Consider the following 24,796-nt stretch of genomic DNA (forward strand, 5'->3'; position numbering starts at 1 on the left):
GGACAGGAGGTCAACATGCGTCGCCCCCATCGTCAGTCCGCTCAGCCAGTTGCTCGCGCTCGTGCCCATGCGCTGCGGCAACAACTCACGTTCAGTGAGCAGAAGCTGTGGCAAGAGCTCCGTGGCTCCAAGCTGGGTGTGGCCTTCCGGCGGCAAGTGGCCATCGGCCGCCACATTGCAGATTTCGCTGCCCCCAGCATGCGCTTGGTCGTTGAAGTGGATGGTGGCTATCACGTCGCGCGAAAGGCCGCCGACAAGCGCCGGGACCGGGACCTGGCCCGGCTTGGCTGGCGCGTGCTGCGGTTGGAAGCCACGTTGGTCGCGCATCATCTGCCGCAGGCGTTGGAGTTGGTGCGTCGGGCGTTGGCGTGAGCTGAAGGAGCGCGCTCGTCGTGTGCAGCGCGCTCAGCTCGCGAACACGTCCTCGAGCGAAGTTGCCGAGAGGATGCGCTCGACCCAGGAGTCGAGCTGCTCCAGGGTCGCGCCACGCACACGGTGAGTGGTGGCGTCCGGCAGCTCTCCGAACTTCAACTCCAGCAGCTTCAGGAGAGTATCGGCCTTGCCCTCGGCCTTGCCCTCGGCCTTGCCCTCGGCCTTGCCCTTGGCTTCGCCTTCAGCTCTGAGAATCTGTGCACCGGTCATGAAAGCTTCCTCGGCTCTGGGTCCCAGCTGCCGGACGAGGTTTCTGACTCGCTCGGGGGGAGTTTCGCTGGCCTCGAGAAGATAGCGCAAAACGGTGCCGAGTGCCGCCACGCCGTTGGGAGCATCGGCCACCTCCCGCATGCGATCTTGCCAGGACTGAGCCAGCTCTGCGGCGACGTCGCCGCTCTTGCGGGCACGGCTGAGGCAGAAGAGCGACAGCTGGGCGATGGCGGTCATGGCGCGGGCGCGAAGAGACTCGGCTTGAGCGCCGGAGAGATCATCGACGTGAAATTCGAACTCCGGGACGTGGGGTGCGAGGAGCTTGTGCAGGGCCTGGTCGACGTCGAGCAGGTCCATGAAGAGCATCCGAGGCGGCCACGCGCGGTCGCCGTGGTAGACGACGCCCGGAACGATGGGAGGGAGCAACTGAGCGTCGGGGTGCTTCTTGTGGAAGTCCTCCCAGATGCGGAGCATGTAGCCGAGCATCTTGAGCGGCATCCATCGGTCGAAGCTGCTCTGGTGCTCGAGCAAGAAGTAGATGAGGAGCGGCCGGCCGTCGAGGCTGGTCTCGAACAAGACGTCGGAGCGCAAGTCGCTGAGCTCAGCATCGACATAGCTTCCGGGTACGAGCCGGAGCGAGGACCAGGCGATGTGAGCGGACAGCTCGGCGGGAAGGATCGTCTTGAGCTCGCCAGCGGCGTTCTCGGGATCGGAGAACACGTGACGGAAGAAGCGATCGTGCGGGTTGTCCATGGGCGCATCGTACACCGCGCCGGACTGCGCGGGGCTGTTCGCGGGCGCCCCGGAACCGCTCGGGGATGCGTTCGAGGATGCTGTGTTGGTAGCGCTCGAGGATGCTGTGTTGGTGGCGCTCGAGGATGCTGTGTTGGTGGCGCTCGTGGATGCTGCGTTGGTAGTGCACCGCCTTCCGTAGCTGGAGGTGTCGGCGCGTTGAGAGCGCGCCGAAACGCGGGACTACTGCACTCGGCCTCTGCCGGAAGTTGTGGCTTTGGAAGAAGACGACGGAAAGTCACGAACATGCAAGGCGAGGTTGAGGTCGTCGAGGACGACAGCGAATGGACGAGCTGGGACTGCGACATGAGGCCCGAGGAGATCCCCGTGCCGGGAAGCTGGCCGGAGGTCGTGCAGCGCGGGTGGCTGTGCGCGCTTGGACTGGCGTATCGCGGGATCGTGACCCTCGCCGCGGCGACAGGTGGGGAGCAGGCGATCGCGCTCATCGGCGGGAGCTCCGAACGCGAGGCGCGCCTACTGCGGGCGCGTTTCGCACGGATGCCCGCTGCGCAGCGGCCGCACTACAAGCCGAAGGAGCGGCTGGAGATCTTGGAAGAGAAGACGCGACGAGGCCTCCGCACGGAGGAAGTGGCGAGGCGCTTCCTGGTGACCGTGGCTACGGTCGAGCGGTGGCTGTCGCGGTTGGACGAAGGCGGGGAGAAGGCGCTGCTGGCGATGCGCCGCCCGGTCAATCGACTCGATGACCTCGTGGGGGAGATGGTCCGAGAGGTGGGCAAGCACTGTCCGCAGATGGGTAAGAAGCGGATCGCGCAGATTCTTGCGCGTGCAGGCCTGCGGCTCGCGGAAAGCACCGTCGCGAGGAAGCTGAAAGAGAAGCCGGATTCGAAGCGTCCCCCGCCGCCCGCGCCGGAGCCCCAGAGCGCGAGTCCCGCGTCGGGAAGGACGGTGATCGCGAAGTACGAGAGCCACGTGTGGGGGCTGGACCACACCGTAGTGCCGACGGCGGTGGGCTTCTGGGTGCCGTGGTTTCCGGGAGCGATGCTTCAGGTCTGGCCCTTCTGCTTCTGGCTGTCGGTGGTGATGGATCACTTCTCGCGCCGGATACTCGCCATCGGGGTGTACACGAGAGAGCCGTCAGGGCAGCAGGTGTGTCGGTTGCTGGACAGGGCGCGCCGCCGTGCCGGCGGCGCGCCGAAGTACACGGTGACGGACCAAGGCGCGCAGTTTCGGGAGAAGTACCGTCGGTGGTGTGAGCGGTGGAGCGTGAAGCCCCGCTACGGAGCGGTGGGCAAGCATGGCTCCATCGCCATCGTGGAACGATTCTGGCGCAGCTTGAAAGAGGAAGCGTTCGGGCCCGAACGGCGCGGCGTGGTGATCAACCTTGGCGCCATGGCGGAGCTCTGCTCGCGCTACGTCGATTGGTACAACGACATTCGGCCGCACCAAGGGCTTGATGGCGCAACCCCGAGTGAAGTCTTCGACGGCAGGCGTCCGCCGCACCAGAGGCCGTGTGACCGTCCGCGTGCACGATCTCCGGACCCCTCAATAGCTGCAGCGTCGCGAATGCCGCGGGGACAACGCGATGAGAAACTGCGACTCGTGCTCGGCCACGCGCCGGGTCTCCCCCATCTCCCCGTCATCGAGTTGCGCAAAGCCGCTTGAGACCCGCGCCCTGCGGAGCTGAGTACGCGTTGCCGAAGGCGAACGTGTACCCGCAGCTCGGGAACGCGTTGAACGAGTACTACTGGCGTGTGTCCTGCGCGCGGAAAATCAGTCAGAAATAACCGCGAAAATTCGCTGAACCACTACAGAAGTCTTCATTTGCGCAGCCCGCCGTCGTCACAACGACCGAACCGCACAGAACCGCAAAGAAACCAATCCAGTTGCGCACCATGACCATCCCTCGCCTAAAAGCTTCCTCTAACCGTGACCCCAATCTCATCCTTCGCAATGGTCGGCGCGAGTTGGGGCGTCACCGCGGAATCCTGCTTCTCATCCGGCCACAAGAACCAGACAGCGGCCGTCGCTGCCCCAAAGGCCGCGAACCCGATGCCTCCTATGGTGGAGAGGGTCTTTTGTGTCTTGCCGGTATCATTCTTGTCTGCCAGCTGGGTGCACAGCGAATGGTCCGGCTGACTGCTGCAACCATTCGGCCCAAGTTCCCCGCCGATCTGGTCCAGCAATCCGTTTGCGTCGTCCTTCGTTGACTTCTGTGCGAAGTAGAACCCGATCCACGTCGCTGCGCTTGCGACGGTCAGAGCGCCGCCGGCGATGAGAGCGACGGTCTTGCCGGACATGCCGTCGGTGGAGACGGAGGTGCCGCCGGAACCGGCGGCGCCGCTGTCTCCGCCGGAGCCGTTGTTGCCCGCGCCGCCGTTGCCGCCGTTGCCGCCAGTGGCAGCGCCGGCACTGCCGTCGGCCGTTAGCTCGATGGCGACTTTGCGCGACTCGCCCTTGGCGACGGGGACGGTCTTGGTTTCCGTGGCGTAGCCGGGAGCCGTGACGGAGATGCTGACGGCGCCGGCTTCGACGAACACGTCGTGGTTGAGCGGTGCGCGGCCGGCTGCGGCGTCGTTGACGGTGATCTCTGCGCCGTCGACATTGACGGAGATCTCGAGAGCGCCGACGAGCTTCTTCGCTTGGCTGAGGCGCTCGAGCGTGCGCTGGCGCGCCTCTTGTTTGCCCGTGGGCCAATTGCGGTACGAGTACTCGAGGTGCTCCGCTGCATCGCGCGGCTTGCCGAGCGTGAGCTCGACATCACCGAGATTGCCGGCGATGTCGTAGCTTTGCTTTTGATGCCCACCCCCGCCGTGCTCGGGCCCTTCGGGCCCTGCGCGCGGCTTGCCCCTCCCAAATGTGTGCTCGGCCCCTTCGGGGCCTGCGCGCACATGGGAGGGGCTGCGCCGGTGAGGTGGTTCCGGGCTGATGGGTGAAGGTGACGGGGGAGGTGGTTCCGGGGAGACAGGGGCGACGGGATTCGTCGTGGGCGCGTGAAGGGTCGCGATGAATGCTGTGTGCGCCTGTGGTGTTGGCTGCGCTCGCCACAGGAAGGTGCTCGCGCTCGCGAGGCTTCGGGACCGACGCTGGGGGCGCCGCGCCTTCCGCTCTGTCCCGGCTCGCGACCGGGCTCCGCCGAGAGGCGCACGCTCCCTGCCGCGCCCCGGCGTGAGTCGTGCAGTGACGGTGAGGCTAGGCGTGTGCATGCGTGCCTCGGCCCGAGGGCGCGTCATGGAGCCTGCGCCAGGAAGGGCGAAGCCCGGCCGCGAGCCGGGACAGGAGGTCAACATGCGTCGCCCCCATCGTCAGTCCGCTCAGCCAGTTGCTCGCGCTCGTGCCCATGCGCTGCGGCAACAACTCACGTTCAGCGAGCAGAAGCTGTGGCAAGAGCTCCGTGGCTCCAAGCTGGGCGTGGCCTTCCGGCGGCAAGTGGCCATCGGCCGCTACATTGCAGATTTCGCTGCCCCCAGCATGCGCTTGGTCGTTGAAGTGGATGGCGGCTATCACGTCGCGCGAAAGGCCGCCGACAAGCGCCGAGACCGGGACCTGGCCCGGCTTGGCTGGCGCGTGCTGCGGTTGGAAGCAGGCCTCGTCGTGCATCGGCTGCCGGAAGCTGTCGCTCGCATCCGCCAAGCGTTGGGGGCGCGTGGCTGATGTGAGCCGTTGCATGACTGACCCTCCGCTCCGCGATGTGGCTAGAATGCGTGTTCGTTCTCTACCAAGCCGTCGCTGCCTGCGTGGGTGGACTGGCCAAGGCCATCAAGCCCACCGGTCGTTGGTGTCGTTGCCGTGGTCACTGCTGGCGCGCCTGAGGGCTTCGTTCCGACATAGGCCAGCCCGATGCTCGGCCCGCCGGCGCCACCGCCACCGGGTCCACCGGCCCCGCCTTCTCCGCCAATCCCGCCAGGGCACGCATTCTTCGCGGTGGTTCCGTTCTTGGTTCCGGCTGGTCCTGCGCCGCCCCCATTGCCTCCGGCTTGCCCGTTTGCGCCATTGCCCCCACCGCCACCTTCCTTTGCGACCAGTTCGACGGAGTCGAACGTGATGGTCGAATTGACACTTACCAGTGCGATGCTCGCGCCTCCGCCCTTGCCGCCAGGCCCCCCTTCCCCGCCGCAACCACCGCCCCCTCCGGAACCGCCGCTTGCGCCGGTTGGAACCACCGGTCCTCCGGTGCACACAGCAGGCGCCTTCGCACCACCACCTCCGCCACCACCTTGTCCCGCGCCTCCCGCCGTTCCAGCGTTTCCATCGGCTGGCGCAAACCCTGAACTACTAAGCGCCCCTGCACCGGAGCCGCCGTCGCCCGGGCCGCCTGCGCCGCCTGAAGCTCCTGCGTTTCCGCCGCCGTTGGTACCGCCGACGGCACATGACCAGCCAGCAAGCGTTTCGCCAAACCCAGGCTCGCCGGCGGTGCCGGTTTGGCCCGAGCTCCCGTTCCCTCCTGGATCCACGCCGCTCGCGCCGGTTCCGCCCTTTCCACCAGTGCTCGTTCCAGGTGAGCAACTTGTCGTGGCCGCGGCGCCGCCGTTCGTGGGATCAGAACAAGCGTCGCTCCCCTTGTTACCCTGTGTGCCAGCCTTGGCAGCCACGGTAAACGGCGTGGCGTCCGCCCCCTTCGCTCCCTTGCCTGCTTCTGCCTTCACGCGACGGAGGGTCACACCGGTTGAAGCATTGATCCAAACAGCGATGCTGGAGCCCGCGGCCGCATCCGACGCAACTACGTCGAAGTCCTCGATGTCGAAACCGGTAGCACCGTCGATCTTCAAAAGACTCGTCTCTCCGCCGTCGATGACGGAATGAGTCGAAGCACTGTAGGCCCAGGTAGAGCAATCAAAGCCGCCGTAGAGCGACACGCCATCGTGAGCGCTACTCACGTTGACCGCGCCGGAATAGGAACCCGCGGTTGCGCATGCAAAGACTCGCTTCTGTCCAGAGGCGGCAGAGTCCAACGCCTTTGACAGGGTCTTGAACGGCTTGTCCTTGGTGCCGTCACCGGACGTGTCGTCCCCGTCTGGACTCACAAAGACACCGTACTGGCTGTCAATCAAGCAGCCTTCTTCGCTGGGTGACTTCGTGGTGTCACAGGACCCGCCATCACCTGCGGCACCACCTGTGCCGGACGTTCCGCTCGTGTTTCCTGACCCTCCGGTGCCCGAAGTCGCTCCTCCCCCGTCCGTTGCGCCAGAACCACCCGTGCCCGAGCAGTTGTTGGTGTCGTCACATGTGAAATCCGAACCGCAGGCACTCACAGACGCCGCGAACAAGAGTGCCGAGATGGATACAAGTGCGCGATGCGTCATGGTCGTGCTTCCCTTCATCCCCATTTCAAAGTCTCCAAGCAGTTCCAGTTAGAAGCGGCCGGCAACGGAAACGGACTTGGTCCAAGGATCGACGTACACTCGAGTCTGGTTCTCACTTGGCTTCTTCTCGTCCCAAAGAAGCCAAGTGGCGCCCAGAGCAACGGCAGAAACGCCCATTCCAATGAAGCCGACTGTGCTGATCGTCGAATCGTCCTTCGCACGGTTCGCCGCATCCATGAGGTCGACGCAGACTTGTGCGTCGGGTTGAGCCGCGCACCCATTCTTTCCGAGCTCTTGGACGGATTGGTCCTTCAACGAATCCCGATCATCCTTGGCAGAGGATGACGCGAGAGCGAATCCAACGCCAACTCCGAGGCCGATCGCAGCAAGACCGCCCTCTGCAATCATCACCACCGTTTTCGTGGACATGCCGTCGGTGGAGACGGAGGTGCCGCCGGAACCGGCGGCGCCGCTGTCTCCGCCGGAACCGTTGTTACCCGCGCCGCCAGAGCCGCCGTTGCCGCCGTTGCCGCCAGTGGCAGCGCCAGCACTGCCGTCGGCCGTTAGCTCGATGGCGACTTTGCGCGACTCGCCCTTGGCGACGGGGACGGTCTTGGTTTCCGTGGCGTAGCCGGGAGCCGTGACGGAGATGCTGACGGCGCCGGCTTCGACGAACACGTCGTGGTTGAGCGGTGCGCGGCCGGCTGCGGCGTCGTTGACGGTGATCTCTGCGCCGTCGACATTGACGGAGATCTCGAGAGCGCCGACGAGCTTCTTCGCTTGGCTGAGGCGCTCGAGCGTGCGCTGGCGCGCCTCTTGTTTGCCCGTGGGCCAGTTGCGGTACGAGTACTCGAGGTGCTCCGCTGCATCGCGCGGCTTGCCGAGCGTCAGCTCGACATCACCGAGGTTTCCCGCGATGTCGTAGCTCTGCTTCAGCTTGAAGGCTTCGACGTATTTTTCGTACGCCTCTTTCCACTTCCTCTCCTTGTAAAGCTCGTTGCCCCTCTTGAAGAGGGTATCGGCTTTGTCGGAGTCGGCGGGGGAGAGGGCTTGGGGGGCGGGCTGGGCGGAGGTGGTGGGGGCCGCTGTGGAAGCGGCCAGCAACAGCGCCGACGTGAGAAGGCGCGCCTGCGTCCGAATGCCAGTGCGAAGGAAGATCATTGCGAGCGTTTGGCTTTGCGAGGTCGATGTCTCGAAGTCGAATGTCTGCGCGACTCGTCGATGTCTCGGAGACGATTGTCTGCGCTACTCGTCGATGTCTCGGAGTCGGGTGTTTGCGCTACTCGTTGATGGGTTTGGCCGGAGGGAGCCCGGGGGTTTCGGGGCCCGTGGAGTTGGGCTTTGCCGTGGGCTTGCTCGGCGGAGTGTTGGTGATCGGCTTGCTGGACGTCGTGACGGGCTTGGCCGTGGCTTTCGGTGCAGCAGGCTTGGCCGTGGGCTCGGGGGCCGTGGGCTCGGCCGCGGCCGTTTCCGCCGGGGCCGCGCTGGGCTCGGGTGCTTCCGTTGCGGAGGGCGAAGGCTCTTCCGCACTTGCCGCCGTGCCAGCAGTGGCGGGGGTGCCGGGGGCGGGGGTGGCCGCAGCCGTTGGGTTGGGAGTGGGTGTTGGTGCGGGCGCGGAAGCTCCCGTGGGCTCCGTTGCCGCGCTGGGCTCGGAGGGCGTGGAAGGTCCCCGCGTCGCGACCCAGACGATGAGCGCAATGATGAACGCACCGAGACCGAACAGCGCGAAGAGCATCGCGCCGCGGGACGGGCGTTGAGATTCAGGGCCGGGCTCGATGTCCGCGTGACCGCTGGGCACGACCGTGGGCGAAGGGCTCGACTCGGGCGCGGGTGCCGCGGCGGCAATGGCGGCGCCGGCGGCGACGGCGCCGCCGGTGCTCGTCGCGTCAGGTGTTGAGGGCAGCGGGCCCGCGTCGGGAATCGTCGTGTCGGCGCTTGGCGTCGTATTGGGCGTGGCGGCGTTGGAGGCGCCGGCGGTGGTTGCGTCCGCGGTGCCGGTTGCCGCTGCAGTGTCCGTGGTGGCCGTGGCCGCCACAGGGGCGGCGCCGGCGCCTTCCCTTTGCAGCGTGCGCAGGTTCTTTTGCGTGGGCGCGCGGCGGGGGTCCGCCTCGGGCGCGACCTTGACGGCTTGGAGCTCCGTCGTCTTGTGATCCGTGCGCTTGGCGAGGGGACGTGGGCCGACGTACTCCTTCGCGTAGTCCGGAGTGGGGCCGACCTCGGGAACCGGGGGCGCGTCTTCCGCCATGGCGGAGTCCAGATCGTCAAAGGACGGAGTGCCCTCCCGCGGGGTATCCGCGAGCATGGGCATCGGGGGCGTTTTCTGCTCCTTCATGACTGACGCGGGGTGCGGCCTCGACCTGTGTGCCGGGTGGCGGAACCGGTCCGTTGATTCGCTCATTCGGGGCGCTCCAGGCAAGTTCCCCTCCGAGCCGGGCAGATCCGCCGCGGAGAGAAGCCTACACCCTTCGGCGGGGACGGGCCGCGGTTGCGTGCACTGTGCGGCCACACCGGCTTTTTGGTTCGGGGGCCGGACAGGTGAGCCGACCCTGAAGCCGGTGGGATGAGAGGGAGCGCTTGCCGCAACGCGGCATTCTACCTCGGAAAGCGCAGGGATATCGGAGACTTCCCTCGGTGACGGCCAACGGGGAGGCGAACCTACGACCGGATCTGTCGCAGATCGGTGTCCGGGGCAGGTCCGTGGGCGCAACGGGCCGGAAAGTCGGAGGACCCGTGCGCAGCTGGGGTGCGCAACTGGGAACGAGCGCGCTCCGAAGTCCCCCGCCATGACGAGGAGAGCGGGGAGAGCGGCGGGGGTCGAGATCGCCCGGGTGTTGGAGGTGGAGGCGCCGAGGGAAGGGCGGCCCTTGGGGCGGGGACGGACCGGTGGGCGTTTGGGTGACGGGACCTTTGGCAAGACGGACAGCGACTGACACAATGCGCTGCCCGATGAAGTTCGTACGGTGCTTGCTTCTGGCCACCATGGTCAGCCTGGGTGGGATCTCTTTCTCGAGCGTCGCGCACGCGGCGGAACCCTCGCCGGCGGAGATCGCCGTGGCGCGGCGTCTGTTCCGCGAGGCGACGCAGCTGGAAGGCGACAAGAAGTGGGACCAGGCGGAGGCCAAGCTCCGGGAGGCCCTCGCCATCAAAGAGACCCCTGGGCTGCGCTATCACGTCGCTTACTGCCAAGAGCAGCAGGGCAAGCTGGTGGAAGCGCTGGTGGACTACGACCGCGCGGACGAGATGATCCAGCACGGCGCCGCCGCTGCGGACGTGGCGGAGCTGGTAGGGCCCGCGCGGGATTCCCTGCGCAAGCGGGTGCCGGGCTTCAACCTGGTGCTGCCCGACGGCGTGAAGGACGTGACCCTCGAGGTGGACGGCGAGAAAGTGGCGCCCGCGCTCACGCATCAACGCGTGCCGGTCAATCCGGGCAAGCACAAGATCGTCGTTTCCGCGCCGGGCCGACAAACATATGAACAGGTCGTACCCTTCGCCGAAGGCGAGACTCGAGGCATACCGCTAACTCTTCCGTTGCTCGCCAAGACCAGTATGGACGATCCCAAGGGGGGCGCCGGCCCGGGTCCCGAGGGCGATACGGGAACCGTGAGCACGAGCAGCAGCGGCTGGTCGACGCGCACCTGGGTGCTGATCGGCGAAGGGGCGTTCACCGCGGTGGCGCTGGGGACGGGCGTGTACTTCGCCATCGACAAGGGCAAGGCGCAGGACCAGGTGGACGAAGCCAGCGCGGCCGTCGACAAGCAATACAAGACCCTGAACCCCGGGGCGACCAACACGGACGCGGCCTGCAGCAATCCGACGGACACGGATCTGAAGGACTACTGCGACCAGCTCTCGAGCTTGAGCGACCAGCGGGATCGCTCCAAGACCTTGAGCACCATCGGCTTCATCGGCGCGGGGGTGGGTGCGGCGGCCACGGCGGCGACGTTCATCCTGTGGCAGCCGAAAGAGAAGTCCGTGGCTCGTACGCTGCGCGTGGCGCCATCGCCCATGGCCGGCGGCGGCGCGTTCTTGTCGGTCAGCGGCGCGTTCTGAGCGCTACATGCAGCAGACCGTCTTTGGATCCGTGGGGCCGAGCTCGCCCGTGAGCATGGGGGCGCCGGACTTCGTGCAGGATACCGTCTGCGTGTACTCCGCGGTGCTGGCGCCCGTGAGGCCCTGAACCGCGGCGCAGCTGGAAGGCACGCCTACCGTGGAGCCGCCACCGCTGCAGCTATTGGCGCCGTAGAGGTTCACCTGCCCTGCGCAGCTCGGGGTGCCGCAGGAGCACGAGCCCTTCTGGCAGCCGCGCGTGTCGTTGATGGTGGTGAACACCAGGGTCTTGTTCACGTAGGGCGCTCCGGGACAGTCCTGGTCGCCATTCGTGGCGATGCATAGCGTGGCGGTGGTGGGTAGGCAGGTGCCGCCGCCAGCACAAGTGGGAGCGTTCTGGGCCGCGCAGGCCGTGTACGCTTTGTTCCAGGTGGGTTCGGGTGCGGCGGTCGCCTTGACGGCGATGGCGGCGCAGCTGCTCGATGCCGAGACGGTGACCTCCGCGCCGGGCGCGATGCAGCTGTCCAGCCAACCGCCGAGAATGGTGCACTGCCCATTCGCGAGGTCCTTGGTGCCGCAGTTGGCGGCGCCGACGCAGACCTCGCCCGTCGCTCGAAGCGTGGCCGTGCAGTGCACCGGCGTGGGATCGCAGGCGCAGTCGCAGGTGGGGGGCGCGCCGACGGGAGTGTCCCCCCCGGTGAACGCCGCCACGGCGAAGGGTGCCGCGCAGGCGTCGGCTTGTCGCAACGTCACGGGGCCCGTCCAGCCGCTGGGAGCCGGCGCGACGCAGGTGGTGTCGCCCGCGCAGGTCACCGGGACGCCGCCGGTGCCAGCGCTGCCGGCCGCGCCCGCGGCGCCCCCGCCGCCGACGTTGCCCGTGCCGCCGCCGCCGACATTGCCGCTGCCGCCGGTGCTGCCGCCGTCTTGCCCGCCGGTGCCTGTGCCCGCCGCGCCGCCCGAGCCCGCCGTGAACTCACTGCCCCCGCATCCAACGACAATCAACGCGCACGCCGCCGCCGCGGCGTAGATCGGTCTAAGCATGCCGAAAGCTTAGCACCGCGCGTGGATCAGGGCTGCTTCGTCTCCGGGAACACGAGCACCCAGGAGCGCGGGCTCACCTGGAACAGCACCGCGCGATCTCCGAGCTTGGCGCGGTCGTAGTACTTGACCCAGGGCAAGGACGTCCAAGCCTCCGTGTCCTTGATGTACTCCGGCACGATCACGTCGAGCTCCGTGTAGCGCCCGTGCGTCGCTTCCGCGAGGGCCGGTCCGTAGCTCCACGCCGCGCGCTCTTCCTTCGGGTGCAGGTCGTTGTGCAGCGCACCGCCGTAGGCCACGACCATCGCCGGCTTGCCGTCCTTTGCGTTCTGCGCCAGGAGCGTGCTCACCTTCTTTTGCGTGAGCCGCGCGATGGTCTGGAGCATGATGCCGATGTCCCCGGCGCCCGCTTCCGTGATGCGCTGAAGCTCGTCGCACGTGGGTCGCAGCACGTCCGGGATCACGCCCAACGCGCGCGCGGCCTTGCCCAGCGTCACGAACTCGTTCTGGTTCGACTTCGCCTGCGGCTCCGTCACCGGCTTCTGTTGTTTCTCGACCTTCTGCGCGGTCTTCTTGCAGGTGCCGTCCGGGAGCAGCAGCTCCACGATCAGATCGCTGGCCTGTCCCCGGAGCTCCGGCAAGAGTTGCTCCGTGAAGCGCTTGGTGGAAGACGGAATGTCCTCCGTTCCCTTTTGGGCGTGGGCTTCACCCACTCCAAGAGCTTGGGGTTGGTCCGCCGCGAGCACCGCGCGGAACGCCTGCACGGGGTCGTCGAAGGAGCGGCACTCGAGGGCGCCGCACGGCGTGCCGGCGACCGCGGGATCCGGCGCAGGCTCCGCGCTGGGCGCCGGCGCGGCCGGCGTGGCCGCGACCTTCTGCGGCGGCGCGGGCGGCTTCGGCGCGGGCCGCGTGGGACCGCTGCATCCAGTGGCGGCGAGGGCGACGGCGATCAGACGAAAGCGCACGGCCGACGAGAGTAGCATCGCGGGTACGACAGCGTCGTGCCGGGTGTGTTCCCGTTTCCGCGGCGGACCAACAAAACCCAAGATCTGCAGGTCCCCTCGAGTCGCCGCGCCCAAGAAATCTGGCCCGGCAGAATCAACGTGCTAGAGCGCCGAACAGTTTGACTCCCGTCGGTCTTCCACGGCTGCGGGGCGCATCGCGGCGTTGCTCCTCCTCGCAATACTCCAGTATTCCTCGTCGTCGCGCCTTCTGCTGCACCCCGAAGCCTCGAACCCTTCGATCCGTCAAACTGCTCGGCGCTCTGACGCTTGCCGCCCTGCGTTCGCTGCCGGAGATCCAGCTGCCTGCTGGGGCACGCGGGCGGGGTGCGCTGCTCGCGGCGCTGGTGCTGTGCGCGCTGCCGCTCGGGCTCGTGCCGCGGGCGGAAGCGAAGCGGCGCGGGTGCCCGGCGGGCATGGTGAGCGTGCACGGCAAGTTCTGTATCGACGCGTACGAAGCGAGCGTGGACGTGGTGGATGCGCGCGGTCGCACGCGGCGGCGGCAGTCGCCGTATCACATGCCGAACGAGGGGGAGCGCATCCGTGCGCGGAGCCGGCGGGGCGTGGTGCCGCAGGCGTACATCAGCCAGGAACAAGCCGAGGCGGCGTGCGAGGCGGCGGGCAAGCGTTTGTGCACGGACGACGAGTGGGTGGAAGCCTGCAAAGGGCGCTCGCCCACGCTGTATCCCTATGGCGACGAGCACCAGGACGGACGCTGCAACGACAAGGGCGTGTCACCGCTCCGCAAGCTGCACGGCGCCGGGGATGGCCTGGACGTGTTCGGCATCGAAGCGATGAACGATCCGCGGCTCAACAAGGTGCCCGGTAGCTTGGCGCGCACCGGACAGTTTCGTCGTTGTCGAAACAGCTTTGGCGCCTACGACATGGTGGGCAACCTGCACGAATGGACGGCGAACCCCACCGGGGTGTTCCGCGGTGGGTACTACCTGGACAACGAGCTGCACGGGCGTGGTTGCAGCTACCTGACGACCGGCCACAACACGAAGTACCACGACTACTCGATCGGCTTTCGCTGTTGCTCCGGCGGCGCGGGGGATGCACAGGTGAAGAAGCAAGCGCCCAAGAAGAAACCGGCCAACGGAAAGACACGCACGCACGTGGTGGAGTCCGGGGAGTCCTTGTGGGGCATCGCGAAGAAGTACGGCGTCTCGGTGTCCGACATCTGCGAAGCCAGCAAGATCTCCCCGGAGGATCCGCTCCAGCCCGGCCAGGAGCTGACCATCCCGCCGGGCTGAACGTTACTGCGCCTCCACCACCGTGCCGGACTTGCCCGTGGAGCCGGTGATGACGCCGCTCTTGCCGCCGGTGCCGGGAGTGCCGACCTGGAAGGTGACGGCGGTGAGCGTGGGCGCGCTGGCGACGGTCAGCACCGCGATCGACGGACCGCCGCCACCGGGGCCACCCGCGCCGCCGTTGCCGCCGTTGCCACCCTTGCCGCCGTTCTTGCCGCTCTGGTAGCTGCCGTGGCCACTGCCGCCCTTGCCGCCGCTGCCGCCGGGCTGACCCGCAGCGCCCGCGCTGCCGTTGCCGCCGTTGCCGCCGGACGCGGTCTCGAAGCGGGTTTCGCTGGCGGACACCAGACTGTGCTCGACGATGAGCGCGATCGATGCGCCGCCGCCTTCGCCCGCGAGGCCGCCATCGCCACCGCAACCGGGGTAGCCACCCTGGCCGCCGCCGCCACCAAGGTAGAAGAACATGCAGATGTCGTTGGTGCAGTCGCTCAGGCCGCCAGCGCCACCCCCGCCGGGCAGGCCGCTGGTGCCCGGCCCGCCATCCGTGCCGTCGTTGTCGGAGATGTAGGCGCCGTTGACGATGCTACCGAAGGCGCCGCCGGGTTCTCCAGGAGCTCCCACGCTGCCAGCGCTGCCGTCGCCGCCAACACTGCCCAGGGCACCGCCACTTCCGCCGAGTGGGTAGCCGTGCACACCCGGCTTGGCCAGCGCCTTCTTGAAGTAGTTGGCGCCGGTGCCGCCGTAGCCGCCACGGTACTTTGCGCCGCCAGCGCAGGAGGTGAGAGCTGCGTTCTGGCCACCCATCGCCATTGACGTGCATTCGCCCTGGAAGGGCTCAATGGAGCAGTAGGGACCCCCGATTGAAGTGCCTTGCGCGCCGGCCATTGCGGGGGTGGTCACGGCGGCCGCGGCGGCGCCGGCCTTGCCGTTGGCGCCGTTGGCGGCGATGAACGCCGAGCGGTTCAAGACGATGTCCGTGGAGTCGACGATGGCGCCGGCGATCGAGCTCTCCCCCGGGGCGACGCCGGGCGGCGCGACGAGCTCGAGGTGATCGACGAAGGCGCCGTTGACGTTGTCGATGCGCAGCGGGACGCCCTGGGCCGGCGCGACGACCGCGCGCTCGTGACTGCGGGACCAGCCGTTGTCGCAGTCGTACCCGCCGAACAGGGCGACGTCGTCAGCGTCGATGACGACGTTCTCGGTGTAGGTGCCGTTGCACACGTAGACGTCCTTGGCGTTGGCCTTCGCGAGCGCGATGGCCTTCTTCAGCGTGTGGACCGGAGTGGCCATGCTGCCGTCCGCGCTGTCCGAGCCGCTGGGCGCCACGAAGACGGCCTGTGCCGCCGTGCCGTCGATGCCGTCGCAGTTCTCGTCGGTGAAGTCGTCGTCCGGGCGATCTTCCGTGCCGGTGGGCGTGCACTGCGGCGGGCTGCCCGCCGCGCCGCCGGTGTTGCTTCCGCCACCCGTGCTGCTTCCGCCGCCGGTGCTGCTTCCGCCGCTGCCGGTGGACGCGCCGCCCATGCCGCTCGCGCCGCCGCTGCCCTCGCCGCCGGTGCCCGACGCAGAGGCTGCGCCCGAGCCGCCGGGGTGGCCGTCGAAGCTATCGCTGGAGCAGGCGGCCGTGGCGCCGAGCAAAACCAAAGAAGTCGAACCGATGAGAGCCCTGAGAGCCTGTGCGGAAATGTGCATGCCCTCCCCTTCGGCCTGGCTGTGCACGGGTTGCGCGGATTTTGGAGTGACGGGGGATGCGCGGGTGGTCTACGGTGTGAGGTTATGGATTTGCTGCGTTCTGCGTCTCGAGTGTGCGCGTTTGCGCTGGCTCCTCTCCTGCTCACGGCCTGCCCCAAGAAGATGGTGGTGGCTGACAAGGTGGCTCCCGAAAACCCCAAGGCTGCAGACGTGCGCGGCTCCGAGAGCGTGTACGTGATCGAGGCCAAGGGGCAGCCGCTGATCGTGGACTGGCAACCCGAGGCGCGGGGCGACCTCGAGGTGGCCATGAAGGAAGGCGTGGCCGTGGTGGGCTTCAGCGAGAAGGGCCTGCGGCTGCTGAAGGATTGTCACATCGACGGCGAGTACGGCTTCATCGGAGTGAACACCAAGGAGCAGGTGGTACGGCTGCTCACGGCGGAAGAGGTGAAGGCGAACCTGCCCGGGGCGGGGCTCGGCATCTTGGCCAAGATCGGCGGCGAGCTGGGGCAGAGCCAAGCGCTCGAGATCGCCATTGTGATGGTGGGCAAGAAGAAGACGACCTGGGCGACGGCCTCCAAGAAGGACTTGAAGGGGCAGTGCGCGGGAGCGACGCACTTCGTGCGGGGCGCGACCATCGGAGCCTTTGCAATGCGCAGCGCCGCCAAGGGCAGGGCCAGCACGGTGGCGGAGATCTTCGGCGCGGGTGCCAGTGCGGCTGCGTCCAAGTCCAGCGACTTGGCGAACAAGGACGGGCTCATCGACGCGTGCCGCAAGGCGATGCCGGACTCGAACACGCCGCCGCAACAGTGCGGGTCCCTGATCCGTCTCGAGCTCGTCGCGCTGGACGATGGCGATACGCAGCAGAAGCCCAAGGCGGACGGACCCACGGTGGTGAAGAACGAGGAGTCGGAAGCGTGCCCGCCGGGCTTCGTGTTCTCCGGGGGCAAGTGCACCAAGCCGGAGATGGCCGAGTCTCACGTGTGCAAGTTCGGCGACGTTCAAGACTGCAGCGTCCAGTGCGACAAGGGCAACACCGGGAGCTGTGATGCGCTGGGCGTGATGTTCGCACAGGGCAAGAACGTCAGTGCGAACGCGGTGGAGGCCGCCAAGCTGTTCGTGAAGGCGTGCAAGGGTGGCGAGTCCAACGGCTGTTACAACCTGGCCATCGCGCTCTACAACGGCAGCGGGCTGCCGGTCGCCAAGGACAAGGCGCACGTGCTGGCGCGGAAGGCGTGCCTGGACGGCCACGCGCAAGCGTGTGGCATGGCGGCGCGCCAGTATCACTTTGGCGACGGCGTGCCGGAAGATCTGACCAATGCCGCCAAGCTGTACTTGCAGGCGTGCAAGGGTGGCGACAAGAGCTCTTGCAGCGAGCTGGGCGTGATGGCGCACGCGGGACAGGGCATGAAGCAAGACGATCGCATCGCCGCGGGCCTGTTCAAGATGGCGTGCGATGGCGGCGCGTCCATCGGCTGCAGCAACTTGGGCTACCTGGTGGAGGTGGGCAAGGGCGTGAAGCAGGACGCACGCTTGGCGGCGGCCATCTACGAGAAGGCTTGCCGCGAGAACACGGCGGAGTGCCTGTGGTGGGGCGTCGCGCATCAAACCGGATTGGTGGGCAAGGTGGACATGAAGCGCGCCGCCACGGAGTGGCGCCGCACCTGCGACGCCTCCAAGGCGGCGGGCGCGACCTCTTCCGGGCAGCTCATCGCCTGCGGGTTGGTGACCACGCTGCTGGGCGACAAGCAGCCCATGGACATGAACTTCCTGCAGCAGGCCGTGAAGGTGTGGCAGGCGAGCTGCCAGAGCGGCGACATGCGCGACTGCGCTCAGCTGGGCGTGGCAGTGCTGGCACTGGGCAACAAGCCACTGGCCAAGAAGACCTTCGAGGTGTCGTGCAAGGGCGGCGACGTGTGGGGCTGCGCCATGGCGAAACACCCCAAAGTGCGCTGAGGCTCGACAGACGCCAAGATTGGCGCCAATGATTGAGGCCTCTGACTTGCCTTTCGGGGGTTCTCAGTGAAAAGACAGATAGCTTGGTTGCTTGCACTCGGCGTGACGCTGAGCCACGTGGGGTGCTCGTCGTCGGATTGCGCGGACACGCGCACGTGCGGGGGCGGTAGCAGCGCCAGCACCATCGGCAAGGCGTGCGAGACGGCCGCCGAGTGCGACGATCACCGTGCCTGCAACGGTCTGGAGCTGTGCACGGCCAAGAAGTGTGCGGCCGGGACGCCGGCCTGCAGCGTGTCGGACCCCAATCATTGCGAGGCCACCTGCAAGGAGAGCAGCGGCGGGCCAGTGTGCGGCGTGCAAGGTCGCGACGCCGACGACGACGGCTACAAGGACGCGCTGTGCAAGGAGGATCCGGGCGACGACTGCGACGACGCCCACGACACGGCGTACCCGGGTGCCCAGGAAGTGTGCGACGGCATCGACAACGACTGCAACGGCAAGGCCGACGTGGAAGACGGCCTGACGGCCTACGGCGAGAACAAGACGCTGCTCACGTCGACGGGCACGTTGACGGTGTCGTGGCCGGCCATCGTGTGGGCGCCGGAGATCCAGAGCTTTGGCGTGGTCTTCACGGTGGACGACGGTACGAACCAGTTCGTTGCCCTGCAGGTGGTGTCGCCGACAGGGACCAGCATCGGGCCGTACATCGTTCTTGGGTCCCTGCCGTCCAAGGCGGGCGTGGCTCGCATCGCCTGGAATGGCTCGTCCTTTGGCGTCGTTTGGGAAGACACCAGCAGTGGAAGCTCGGACGTCTTCTTCGTGGCGGTCAACGGCACGACGAACAGTCCCTCGGCGGTCGTCCCCGTTGCCAAGACCGCGGACGACGAGATCATCCCGTCCGTCGCCGCGGCCGGCAAATACTGGCTCGTCACTTGGCAGCGGGTGTTGAGCCCGACCACGTACGCGCTGCAGGCACAAGCGCTCGAGGCCGATGGCTCGCTGGCGACCGGCACTCCCGTGGAGCTCGTGCCGAGCTTCACGGGTTTCGGCGCCGCGCGGATTGCGGCGGGGCCAAACCAAGCGGTGGTGGCGTGGACCGAGGGCTCGCCCACCGGGAGCGTGAAGTATCGTCTGCTGGACGGGCAGTTGGCGTCCACGTCGTCGGGCACCTGGAGCGACACCGTCGCTCCGCAAGATGGTTTCGTTCAAGTTGCCGCGGCGTCGGACGGCGTGTGGCTGGGGGCCTGGCAGAGCGGCTCTCCCGCGGCACGTAACATGAAGATGGCGCGGCTGTCCGGGGCGGGCGCCAAAGACTGCAGCGAACCCGTGGCGACGGGCTCGAGCTCGTTGGGCCCTGCGGCGGTGGCGCCTTTGCCGCTGGGCAGCGCCGTGGCGTACTCCGAGGGACCGGCCGGGGGGGCGCTGAGCTTCTCGATCGCGACGGCAGGGAAAGACTGCAAGCGCATCCAGGCCGTGAAGCTCACGAGCTCTGCGTACTCGACGAACGCCTTGCCGGAGCTGGTGGGCGACATGGACGCGAGCGCGACGGCCATTGCGGCGGTATGGATCGAGCAGACTGGCGGCAAGAGCGTCGTGAAGATCCGCAACCTGGGTCCCGCGCTGTGCGACGCGCCGAAGTGACGCCGCCGTCAAGGACGGTGTGGTCCGGCGCGACGCACGCTGCGGGCGGTCGTCGTGACGTGGCCGCGCCGGACCAACACCAAAATGTAAAGAGGAGCGGAGGAGTCGTCTTCAGAGACACGTACCGTTCTGGCAGAAGAAGCTCGGGCAGATGACGTTGCAGCCGCCGCAGTTGTTCGGATCCACGTCGGTGTTGGTGCACACGCCGCCGCAGTACGTGGTGCCGGCCGGGCACTGACACTTGCCGCCGCTGCAGGCGACGCCCGTCGGACATTTTGCGCCGCAGCTGCCGCAGTTCTTGGTGTCGGTGTTGGTGTCGGTGCAGGTGGCGTTGCAGGAGGTCTGCCCCGTGGGGCACTGGCACTTGCCGGCGACGCAGGCGATGCCCGTCGGGCACTTGTTCAGGCACTGGCCGCAGTTGTCGGTGTCGGTCTGGAGATCGGCGCACACCGGATTTTGGTAACCGCACTTCTGGGTGCCGGAGGGGCACGCGGCGCACTTGCCGTCGGTACAGGTGGTGCCGGGGCACTTGTTGTTGCACAGACCGCAGTTGTTCTGATCGTTGCCCAGGTTGGTGCACACGCCGGGGTCACCCGCGGTGCCGCTCTTGCAGAACAGGGAGCCCGCCGGACACTGACAGGTGCCGTTCACGCAGGCCTTGCCGGTGGGGCAGGTGATGTCGCACCCGCCGCAATTGTTGGCGTCGGAGAGCGTGTCGCGGCACTCGTACTTCTTGGTCGTCTGGTCGTAGCACGTGAGCTCGCCGTCGTTCTGGCACTTGCATTGGCCTTCGTCGTTGCAGCTGGTACCGGGGTAGGAGCCGCACTTGCCGCCCTTGGTGCCGGTGCAGATGCCGCCGCAGCCGTCGCCCTGGCCACAGGAGTAGGTGTTGGAGCAATCCGGGGTACAGTTGGTGCAGGTCTGCGTGCTCACGTTGCAGCTGCCGCCCTTGGCCACGCAGTCGATGCACTGGATGCCGCCGGTGCCGCAGGCGCTGGGCAGGTTGCCGGTGACGCACTTGCCGCCCCAGCCGGATGAATAGTCGCAGCAGCCGCTGTCGCACATGAACGGATCGCAGAAGTCCGTCGGGTTGCATTGGCCGTAGCCGTCCTTGCCGATCATGCACTCGGCGGGGCCGTAGGTCTGGTCACAGCCGGAGCCCGGGCAGGGCTTGCCGCAGCCGTCGGACTGGCACACCGGGTACTGCGGATCAGGGAATGGGTCGCAGCCGGAGCCGCAGGCGCCGCAGGCGTACTTCGGCGGATAGCCGAAGCCCTGGCTGACGCAGGCTTGCGCGCCACAGTCGGTGCAGGCTTGGCCGCCGCTGCCGCAGGCGTCGCGCTTGCCGCCGCTCAGGCATTCCCCCGTGGCCGTGCAGCAGCCGCTGCAGGTGCTGGGGCCGCACTTGGTGCACTTGGCGGGCAGGTTCGGGAAGCCCACCGCGCAGAACTCACCGGCGGCGCAATCGCCCTTGCACACTCCGCCGCAGCCGTCGGAGTCGCCGCAGGCCTTGCCGTCGCAGCTCGGCTTGCACTCCGAACACGCGGAGCCGTTGCACACGCTGCCGCTCGTGGTGCAGTCCACGCATTTCGCGCCCTGGTAGCCGCAGGCGGTGCTGGTCGGTGGCTTGACGCATTTGCCGGTCGCGTCGCAACAGCCTTGGTAACAGTTTGCCTGGCTGCACGCGCCGCCGCCGCCACCGGTGCCGCCGCTGCCGCCGGTTCCGCCACAGACGCCGCCGCAGTACTGCGAGGCTTCTTGGATGCACAAGCTGTCCCACGCGCTCGCGCAGCAGTAGCTGTCCGCGGCGCACACGCTGGTCGTGCACGAGTCGCAGTTGGACTTCAGCGGACCGCCCAGATCGCACACGCCGTGATCGCAGGTCGCCGTGCTGCCGCCGGTGCCGCCGAAGTTGCCGGTGCCGCCGAAGTTGCCGACGTTGCCGGTGCCGCCGCTGCCGCCGGCGCCGTGTCCCGCGCTGCCCCCCGCGTTGCCGGTGCCGCCGGAGTTGCCGGTGCCGCCAGAGTTGCCGACGTTACCCGTGCCTCCGCTGTTGCCGAAGCCCCCCGCGTTTCCAAAGCCACCGGAATTGCCGAAGCCGCCGCTGCCCGCGCCGCCGTCCGGGTGCTGGCCGCCTTCTGCGTCGCCGCCCCCACAGCCGGCGATCCCGATCGACAAACACACCCCGACGACTCGCGCGAACTTTTGCAGCATGACGCACCCGTGCGCAGGCTCGGACTCGCGTCCGGCGCGCTCTTAGATTGTTCCCTCGGCGGCCCCGCGAGCCGCCCGAATGCAGCACACTAGATGCGAGGCTTCCCGACAGCGTTCACGCAAGTGGCACCGTGCGCGAAATCTGGGTAGTACAGGGGCCGCGGGGCCGATGATCAGCGTCAAACACCTCCCTTTCTTGCTGCTCTTGGCGGGGTGCTCTTCGCCGCAGGAAGAAGACTGTCCACTGCGGCCGGCGTTCCAGCTCCGGCTGGTCACCGCTGGAGCCAAGCCGCTCCCCTCCGACACCGTGCTGCGGGTGAAGTACGGGGGCGGGGTCGAGGAGTACCGGTTGGACGAGGCAGTGCACTCACAGGAGAACGTCTTCTGCCAGCACCGCGACGTGGACGGTGGTCCGGTGGAAGCCGGCGCATCGGTCAACGAGCTTTCCTGCGTGCTGTGGACCCAGGGCGCCGCGGACATCTCCGTGGAAGCGTCGGGTTATCCGGATCTCGAGAAGACGCTGGAAGCGAAGGGCAAGAACCGCTGCATCGAGACCGTGGACGTGACGCTCACCCTCGACGCCGGCGACGGCGGCCCCTGACGCGCGCCGCCCAGGGAGGGGGTGAGCTGCGCAATCTCGGGTGAGGGTAGGGGACGAGGGGATGTTGGTGAGGCGCGGAACCTCGCGCCACGGACGCGATGGGCGGAGGGACGCGAAGTGAGGTCGCGGCGCGACGGGTATCGCGCCGGACCAACATGATCTCGGCCATGGCAGAATTCATGCAGGGGGACAGCGCGAAACGGGGGCATTCGACGACGAGGGGTGGCGGCGGTATGGGGGCGGCTGGAGGGAATGAGATGGCGCAAGGGACACGGGACGTGATGGTCGCGCGCGAGGGGTTCGGACGCGCGGACGAGCTGTCCGCGGTGGGCGGGCTGACGGAGGCGTGGCAGGTGTCGGGGCACGGGCCGAAGCTGCGCGCCGTGCGGCGAGCGGCGGAAGAGCTGCGGGAGGGGTTCGTCGTGGGTGGGCGCGTGGTGAGCGTGCGCACGTTGCCGATCACGACGCTGGCGTACCCCACGAAATACGCGTTCTGGGCGGCGCCGCTGTCTCCGGCGCCCTATGTGGTGATGACGCACCGAGCGCTGTTGGTGCAGTTCCTGCTGCGCGGCGCCATCAAGACCTTGCTGTTCAATCCGACGGACGACGTCGCATCGCGGGCGACGCCATTCTTCGCGCGCATGATCCGCCAGGTGGGGGACACCATCGCGTTCAGCTTGTTGGCGAAGAAGTTCGATAGCCTCGAGCACCAGCTGGCGCAGCTCGGCATCACGCCGGAGTGCATCGATTACGTGGCGTTCGACCATTTCCATACCCAGGACTTGCGATCGCTGCTCGGGACCACGGACGGCGAGTACGCCGCGCGCTTTCCCAACGCGAAGCTCCTGGCGCCGCGCGCGGAGTGGGACGACTGGGACGACCTGCACCCGATGCAGCGCGCGTGGTTCGTGGCGGACGGCAAGCGGCGGGTGCGCACCGAGAACGTGGTGCTCACGGATGGCGACTTGCAGCTCGGAGACGGTGTGCTTCTGCTATCGACGCCGGGGCACACGTCCGGCAATCAGACGCTGTTCGTGAATACCAGCGACGGGGTGTGGGGCTGCAGCGAGAACGGCACCGCGGCGGACAACTGGAGCCCGCTCGAGAGCCGCATCAAGGGGCTGGCGGCCCTGTGCCGTCGGCAGGACCTAGACGTGGTGCTCAACGCCAACACGCCGGAGCTCGGCGCTACCCAGTACACGTCCATGATCCTCGAACGCACGCTGGTGGATCGCGTGAATCGCGCACCGGGGTTCGTGCAGATGTTTCCGTCCAGCGAGGTCACGCCGTCGCCCATTGCGCCGGGGCTTTCACCCACCATCGTTCACGGCGCGCTGTCCTACGGCGAGGTCACGCATTCCGAAGCCCGCGCAGCGGCGCCGGTGGAAGTGCGCGTTTCCGCGATGTAGCTCAGTGCTTGGGCGGAGGCGGCGGCAGATCCGCACCGATGTCCACTGCCGGGCCGTGGGAGCGGAGCACGGCGCTCTCGCGCTGGTAGTCGTCTCCTACGGCGCCCTCCACGTCCAGCCGCACGATGCCCACATCTCGGCAGAAGGTGGTGGTCACCTTCTTCTGCTTGGTGGGCGCTTCTTCCACCGTTTCCACGCAATCGCCGAAGTTGCCGGCGGGCACGTTCATGGGCTTGCCCACGGCGGTGACGGTCACGTCGCCGAAGGAGCCCTTGAAGTGCGCGCCTTCCGTGAGCGGGGCTTTGAGCAGCCAGCCACCTTCGGTCTGACGAATGCCCTCTGGCGTGAGCTCCAGGCGTTGCACGCGGCCGCCCACGGTGAGCTCCGCGAGATCCGCCCGCGCCCGGCGGATACGCATCATCAGCACGCCGCGTTCCCCGCTGTTCTCGTTCTTGGTGTCGTAGGCGAGCACCGTGTCCGTCACCAGCGGCATGTACGGCTCGACCTCGTTGACCACGGGTCCCGGCGTCCCGCCCGTCTGTGCGGGTGGTGGAGGCTCCCCGCCGCAGGCGGTGGCCAGGGCCAGGGCCAGGGCCAACGCGCCGAGTTTAGTGAGCATGTCCGAAGTACGATTGGAGGATCAGGAACACGAGCAGCACCACCGATGCGAGCAGAAGATACTTCATCAGTGGATCGGGCTCGATGCGACGTTCGAGCTCGAGGGCCGCATTCCGCACGGCGGCGTCTTCGTCGCTGTCCACGAGCTTGGGGGCGTCCCGCCGCACGGTGGCGTAATCCCCCGCTTCGAACGCCGCCACCAGTCGATCCAGCTCTGGATGCCGCGGGAACTTCAGGAGAAATCGCGGTCGCTCCGCGCCGTCCGGCCTGAGCGCGCTCGCCTTCTTCTTCTTTTTCTTTTGTCGGGCCGGCGCGAGCCCCTTGGGAACCCTCGGAGGAGGGGAACCTCGGGGCGTCGTGGTCTCGTCCTCGGCCATGGGCGCCGAAAGGTACCCCAAAAGCCGCCCCTGTGGCGGATTCGTCGCGCGTCGCCGGGGGCAGTCCCGTCAGGATGGCGCGGGGCCGCGGCGCATTACCGCGGTGATCCGGGGGGTGCGTCGCGCCAGCGCGCGGATCGGGCCGATGGTGGGGGTTGGGTCGCGCCGAAAGCGGTTGACATAGCAACTACCCGCGGCGCTTGGAGGGCGGCTGGCGCGCGTTGTGGTTCGCGCAGAGCGCGTGGATCGGGCCGATCATG

21 protein-coding genes are annotated in these 24,796 nt (G+C 67.7%); 10 read left to right on the forward strand and 11 right to left on the reverse strand.

Annotation, left to right across the window (positions count from 1 at the left end):
• The first annotated feature begins 15 nt into the window (after positions 1 to 15).
• Positions 16 to 372 (forward strand): DUF559 domain-containing protein, encoded by a 357-nt coding sequence (locus H6717_37670; GenBank protein MCB9582829.1) that lies wholly within the window; start codon positions 16 to 18, stop codon positions 370 to 372.
• Positions 373 to 405: 33 nt separating this feature from the next.
• Here H6717_37670 and H6717_37675 read toward each other — a convergent pair whose 3' ends face one another.
• Positions 406 to 1,395 (reverse strand): Rpn family recombination-promoting nuclease/putative transposase, encoded by a 990-nt coding sequence (locus H6717_37675; GenBank protein ID MCB9582830.1) that lies wholly within the window; start codon positions 1,393 to 1,395, stop codon positions 406 to 408.
• A gap of 285 nt (positions 1,396 to 1,680) precedes the next feature.
• Here H6717_37675 and H6717_37680 point away from each other — a divergent pair, with 285 nt between their 5' ends.
• On the forward strand, positions 1,681 to 3,057 hold the full coding sequence (locus tag H6717_37680; protein MCB9582831.1) for a DDE-type integrase/transposase/recombinase: 1,377 nt from the start codon (positions 1,681 to 1,683) through the stop codon (positions 3,055 to 3,057).
• A gap of 245 nt (positions 3,058 to 3,302) precedes the next feature.
• Here H6717_37680 and H6717_37685 read toward each other — a convergent pair whose 3' ends face one another.
• Complete coding sequence (locus tag H6717_37685; protein ID MCB9582832.1) at positions 3,303 to 4,283, reverse strand: PEGA domain-containing protein; 981 nt, start codon at positions 4,281 to 4,283, stop codon at positions 3,303 to 3,305.
• 397 nt (positions 4,284 to 4,680) lie between these two features.
• Here H6717_37685 and H6717_37690 point away from each other — a divergent pair, with 397 nt between their 5' ends.
• Positions 4,681 to 5,046: a DUF559 domain-containing protein gene (locus H6717_37690; GenBank protein ID MCB9582833.1), complete on the forward strand. Its 366-nt coding sequence runs from the start codon at positions 4,681 to 4,683 to the stop codon at positions 5,044 to 5,046.
• 406 nt (positions 5,047 to 5,452) lie between these two features.
• Here H6717_37690 and H6717_37695 read toward each other — a convergent pair whose 3' ends face one another.
• The 3 genes from H6717_37695 to H6717_37705 all read right to left on the reverse strand — a co-directional run bounded on the left by H6717_37695 (position 5,453) and on the right by H6717_37705 (position 9,027).
• The gene (locus H6717_37695; protein MCB9582834.1) at positions 5,453 to 5,776 is read right to left on the reverse strand and encodes a hypothetical protein; all 324 of its coding nucleotides are present in this window, start codon (positions 5,774 to 5,776) and stop codon (positions 5,453 to 5,455) included.
• A gap of 967 nt (positions 5,777 to 6,743) precedes the next feature.
• Positions 6,744 to 7,856 (reverse strand): PEGA domain-containing protein, encoded by a 1,113-nt coding sequence (locus H6717_37700; GenBank protein MCB9582835.1) that lies wholly within the window; start codon positions 7,854 to 7,856, stop codon positions 6,744 to 6,746.
• Positions 7,857 to 7,974: 118 nt separating this feature from the next.
• Positions 7,975 to 9,027: a hypothetical protein gene (locus H6717_37705; GenBank protein MCB9582836.1), complete on the reverse strand. Its 1,053-nt coding sequence runs from the start codon at positions 9,025 to 9,027 to the stop codon at positions 7,975 to 7,977.
• A gap of 451 nt (positions 9,028 to 9,478) precedes the next feature.
• On the opposite strand from H6717_37705, the gene H6717_37710 reads away from it, so the two are divergent.
• Together H6717_37710 and H6717_37715 are read left to right on the forward strand one after the other, a co-directional pair.
• Positions 9,479 to 9,625 (forward strand): hypothetical protein, encoded by a 147-nt coding sequence (locus H6717_37710; GenBank protein ID MCB9582837.1) that lies wholly within the window; start codon positions 9,479 to 9,481, stop codon positions 9,623 to 9,625.
• Between the two features lie 16 nt (positions 9,626 to 9,641).
• Positions 9,642 to 10,745 carry a hypothetical protein gene (locus H6717_37715; GenBank protein ID MCB9582838.1) on the forward strand — a complete coding sequence of 368 codons (1,104 nt, stop codon included), beginning with the start codon at positions 9,642 to 9,644 and terminating at the stop codon, positions 10,743 to 10,745.
• A 3-nt stretch (positions 10,746 to 10,748) separates the two neighbouring features.
• Here the strand turns inward: H6717_37715 and H6717_37720 are convergent, their stop codons facing one another.
• Positions 10,749 to 11,783: a hypothetical protein gene (locus tag H6717_37720; protein ID MCB9582839.1), complete on the reverse strand. Its 1,035-nt coding sequence runs from the start codon at positions 11,781 to 11,783 to the stop codon at positions 10,749 to 10,751.
• Positions 11,784 to 11,809: 26 nt separating this feature from the next.
• A complete protein-coding gene (locus tag H6717_37725; protein MCB9582840.1) occupies positions 11,810 to 12,544 on the reverse strand; it encodes a hypothetical protein in 735 nt (244 codons plus the stop codon).
• 584 nt (positions 12,545 to 13,128) lie between these two features.
• Between H6717_37725 and H6717_37730 the strand changes: the two genes are divergently transcribed.
• Positions 13,129 to 14,037: an SUMF1/EgtB/PvdO family nonheme iron enzyme gene (locus tag H6717_37730; GenBank protein ID MCB9582841.1), complete on the forward strand. Its 909-nt coding sequence runs from the start codon at positions 13,129 to 13,131 to the stop codon at positions 14,035 to 14,037.
• A gap of 3 nt (positions 14,038 to 14,040) precedes the next feature.
• On the opposite strand, the gene H6717_37735 is transcribed toward H6717_37730, so the two are convergent.
• Positions 14,041 to 15,723, reverse strand: a complete 1,683-nt coding sequence (locus H6717_37735) for a hypothetical protein (protein ID MCB9582842.1) — start codon at positions 15,721 to 15,723, stop codon at positions 14,041 to 14,043.
• Positions 15,724 to 15,807: 84 nt separating this feature from the next.
• Here H6717_37735 and H6717_37740 point away from each other — a divergent pair, with 84 nt between their 5' ends.
• Positions 15,808 to 17,676, forward strand: a complete 1,869-nt coding sequence (locus tag H6717_37740) for a sel1 repeat family protein (GenBank protein MCB9582843.1) — start codon at positions 15,808 to 15,810, stop codon at positions 17,674 to 17,676.
• A 102-nt stretch (positions 17,677 to 17,778) separates the two neighbouring features.
• Complete coding sequence (locus H6717_37745; protein MCB9582844.1) at positions 17,779 to 19,317, forward strand: putative metal-binding motif-containing protein; 1,539 nt, start codon at positions 17,779 to 17,781, stop codon at positions 19,315 to 19,317.
• Positions 19,318 to 19,428: 111 nt separating this feature from the next.
• Here the strand turns inward: H6717_37745 and H6717_37750 are convergent, their stop codons facing one another.
• Positions 19,429 to 21,531, reverse strand: coding sequence for a hypothetical protein (locus H6717_37750; GenBank protein MCB9582845.1), 2,103 nt, complete (start codon positions 21,529 to 21,531; stop codon positions 19,429 to 19,431).
• Positions 21,532 to 21,700: 169 nt separating this feature from the next.
• Between H6717_37750 and H6717_37755 the strand changes: the two genes are divergently transcribed.
• Both H6717_37755 and H6717_37760 read left to right on the forward strand, forming a co-directional pair.
• Positions 21,701 to 22,132 carry a hypothetical protein gene (locus H6717_37755; protein MCB9582846.1) on the forward strand — a complete coding sequence of 144 codons (432 nt, stop codon included), beginning with the start codon at positions 21,701 to 21,703 and terminating at the stop codon, positions 22,130 to 22,132.
• Positions 22,133 to 22,389: 257 nt separating this feature from the next.
• A complete protein-coding gene (locus H6717_37760; protein ID MCB9582847.1) occupies positions 22,390 to 23,541 on the forward strand; it encodes a hypothetical protein in 1,152 nt (383 codons plus the stop codon).
• A gap of 1 nt (position 23,542) precedes the next feature.
• Here the strand turns inward: H6717_37760 and H6717_37765 are convergent, their stop codons facing one another.
• Positions 23,543 to 24,160: a hypothetical protein gene (locus H6717_37765; GenBank protein ID MCB9582848.1), complete on the reverse strand. Its 618-nt coding sequence runs from the start codon at positions 24,158 to 24,160 to the stop codon at positions 23,543 to 23,545.
• Positions 24,150 to 24,536 carry a hypothetical protein gene (locus H6717_37770; GenBank protein ID MCB9582849.1) on the reverse strand — a complete coding sequence of 129 codons (387 nt, stop codon included), beginning with the start codon at positions 24,534 to 24,536 and terminating at the stop codon, positions 24,150 to 24,152. Before H6717_37770 ends, H6717_37765 begins: the two co-directional genes overlap by 11 nt.
• Positions 24,537 to 24,796 lie beyond the last annotated feature (260 nt).

It is taken from the genome of Polyangiaceae bacterium, from assembly GCA_020633235.1.
Lineage (GTDB): Bacteria > Myxococcota_A > Polyangia > Polyangiales > Polyangiaceae > JACKEA01.

Excerpts from the sequence above, each read along its gene's own strand:
- H6717_37670 (MCB9582829.1), top strand. The coding sequence starts at position 16 with ATGCGTCGCCCCCATCGTCAGTCCGCTCAGCCAGTTGCTCGCGCTCGT.
- H6717_37675 (MCB9582830.1), bottom strand. The coding sequence starts at position 1,395 with ATGGACAACCCGCACGATCGCTTCTTCCGTCACGTGTTCTCCGATCCC.
- H6717_37680 (MCB9582831.1), top strand. The coding sequence starts at position 1,681 with ATGCAAGGCGAGGTTGAGGTCGTCGAGGACGACAGCGAATGGACGAGC.
- H6717_37690 (MCB9582833.1), top strand. The coding sequence starts at position 4,681 with ATGCGTCGCCCCCATCGTCAGTCCGCTCAGCCAGTTGCTCGCGCTCGT.
- H6717_37700 (MCB9582835.1), bottom strand. The coding sequence starts at position 7,856 with ATGATCTTCCTTCGCACTGGCATTCGGACGCAGGCGCGCCTTCTCACG.
- H6717_37705 (MCB9582836.1), bottom strand. The coding sequence starts at position 9,027 with ATGAAGGAGCAGAAAACGCCCCCGATGCCCATGCTCGCGGATACCCCG.
- H6717_37710 (MCB9582837.1), top strand. The coding sequence starts at position 9,479 with ATGACGAGGAGAGCGGGGAGAGCGGCGGGGGTCGAGATCGCCCGGGTG.
- H6717_37715 (MCB9582838.1), top strand. The coding sequence starts at position 9,642 with ATGAAGTTCGTACGGTGCTTGCTTCTGGCCACCATGGTCAGCCTGGGT.
- H6717_37720 (MCB9582839.1), bottom strand. The coding sequence starts at position 11,783 with ATGCTTAGACCGATCTACGCCGCGGCGGCGGCGTGCGCGTTGATTGTC.
- H6717_37735 (MCB9582842.1), bottom strand. The coding sequence starts at position 15,723 with ATGCACATTTCCGCACAGGCTCTCAGGGCTCTCATCGGTTCGACTTCT.
- H6717_37740 (MCB9582843.1), top strand. The coding sequence starts at position 15,808 with ATGGATTTGCTGCGTTCTGCGTCTCGAGTGTGCGCGTTTGCGCTGGCT.
- H6717_37750 (MCB9582845.1), bottom strand. The coding sequence starts at position 21,531 with ATGCTGCAAAAGTTCGCGCGAGTCGTCGGGGTGTGTTTGTCGATCGGG.
- H6717_37755 (MCB9582846.1), top strand. The coding sequence starts at position 21,701 with ATGATCAGCGTCAAACACCTCCCTTTCTTGCTGCTCTTGGCGGGGTGC.
- H6717_37760 (MCB9582847.1), top strand. The coding sequence starts at position 22,390 with ATGGCGCAAGGGACACGGGACGTGATGGTCGCGCGCGAGGGGTTCGGA.
- H6717_37765 (MCB9582848.1), bottom strand. The coding sequence starts at position 24,160 with ATGCTCACTAAACTCGGCGCGTTGGCCCTGGCCCTGGCCCTGGCCACC.
- H6717_37770 (MCB9582849.1), bottom strand. The coding sequence starts at position 24,536 with ATGGCCGAGGACGAGACCACGACGCCCCGAGGTTCCCCTCCTCCGAGG.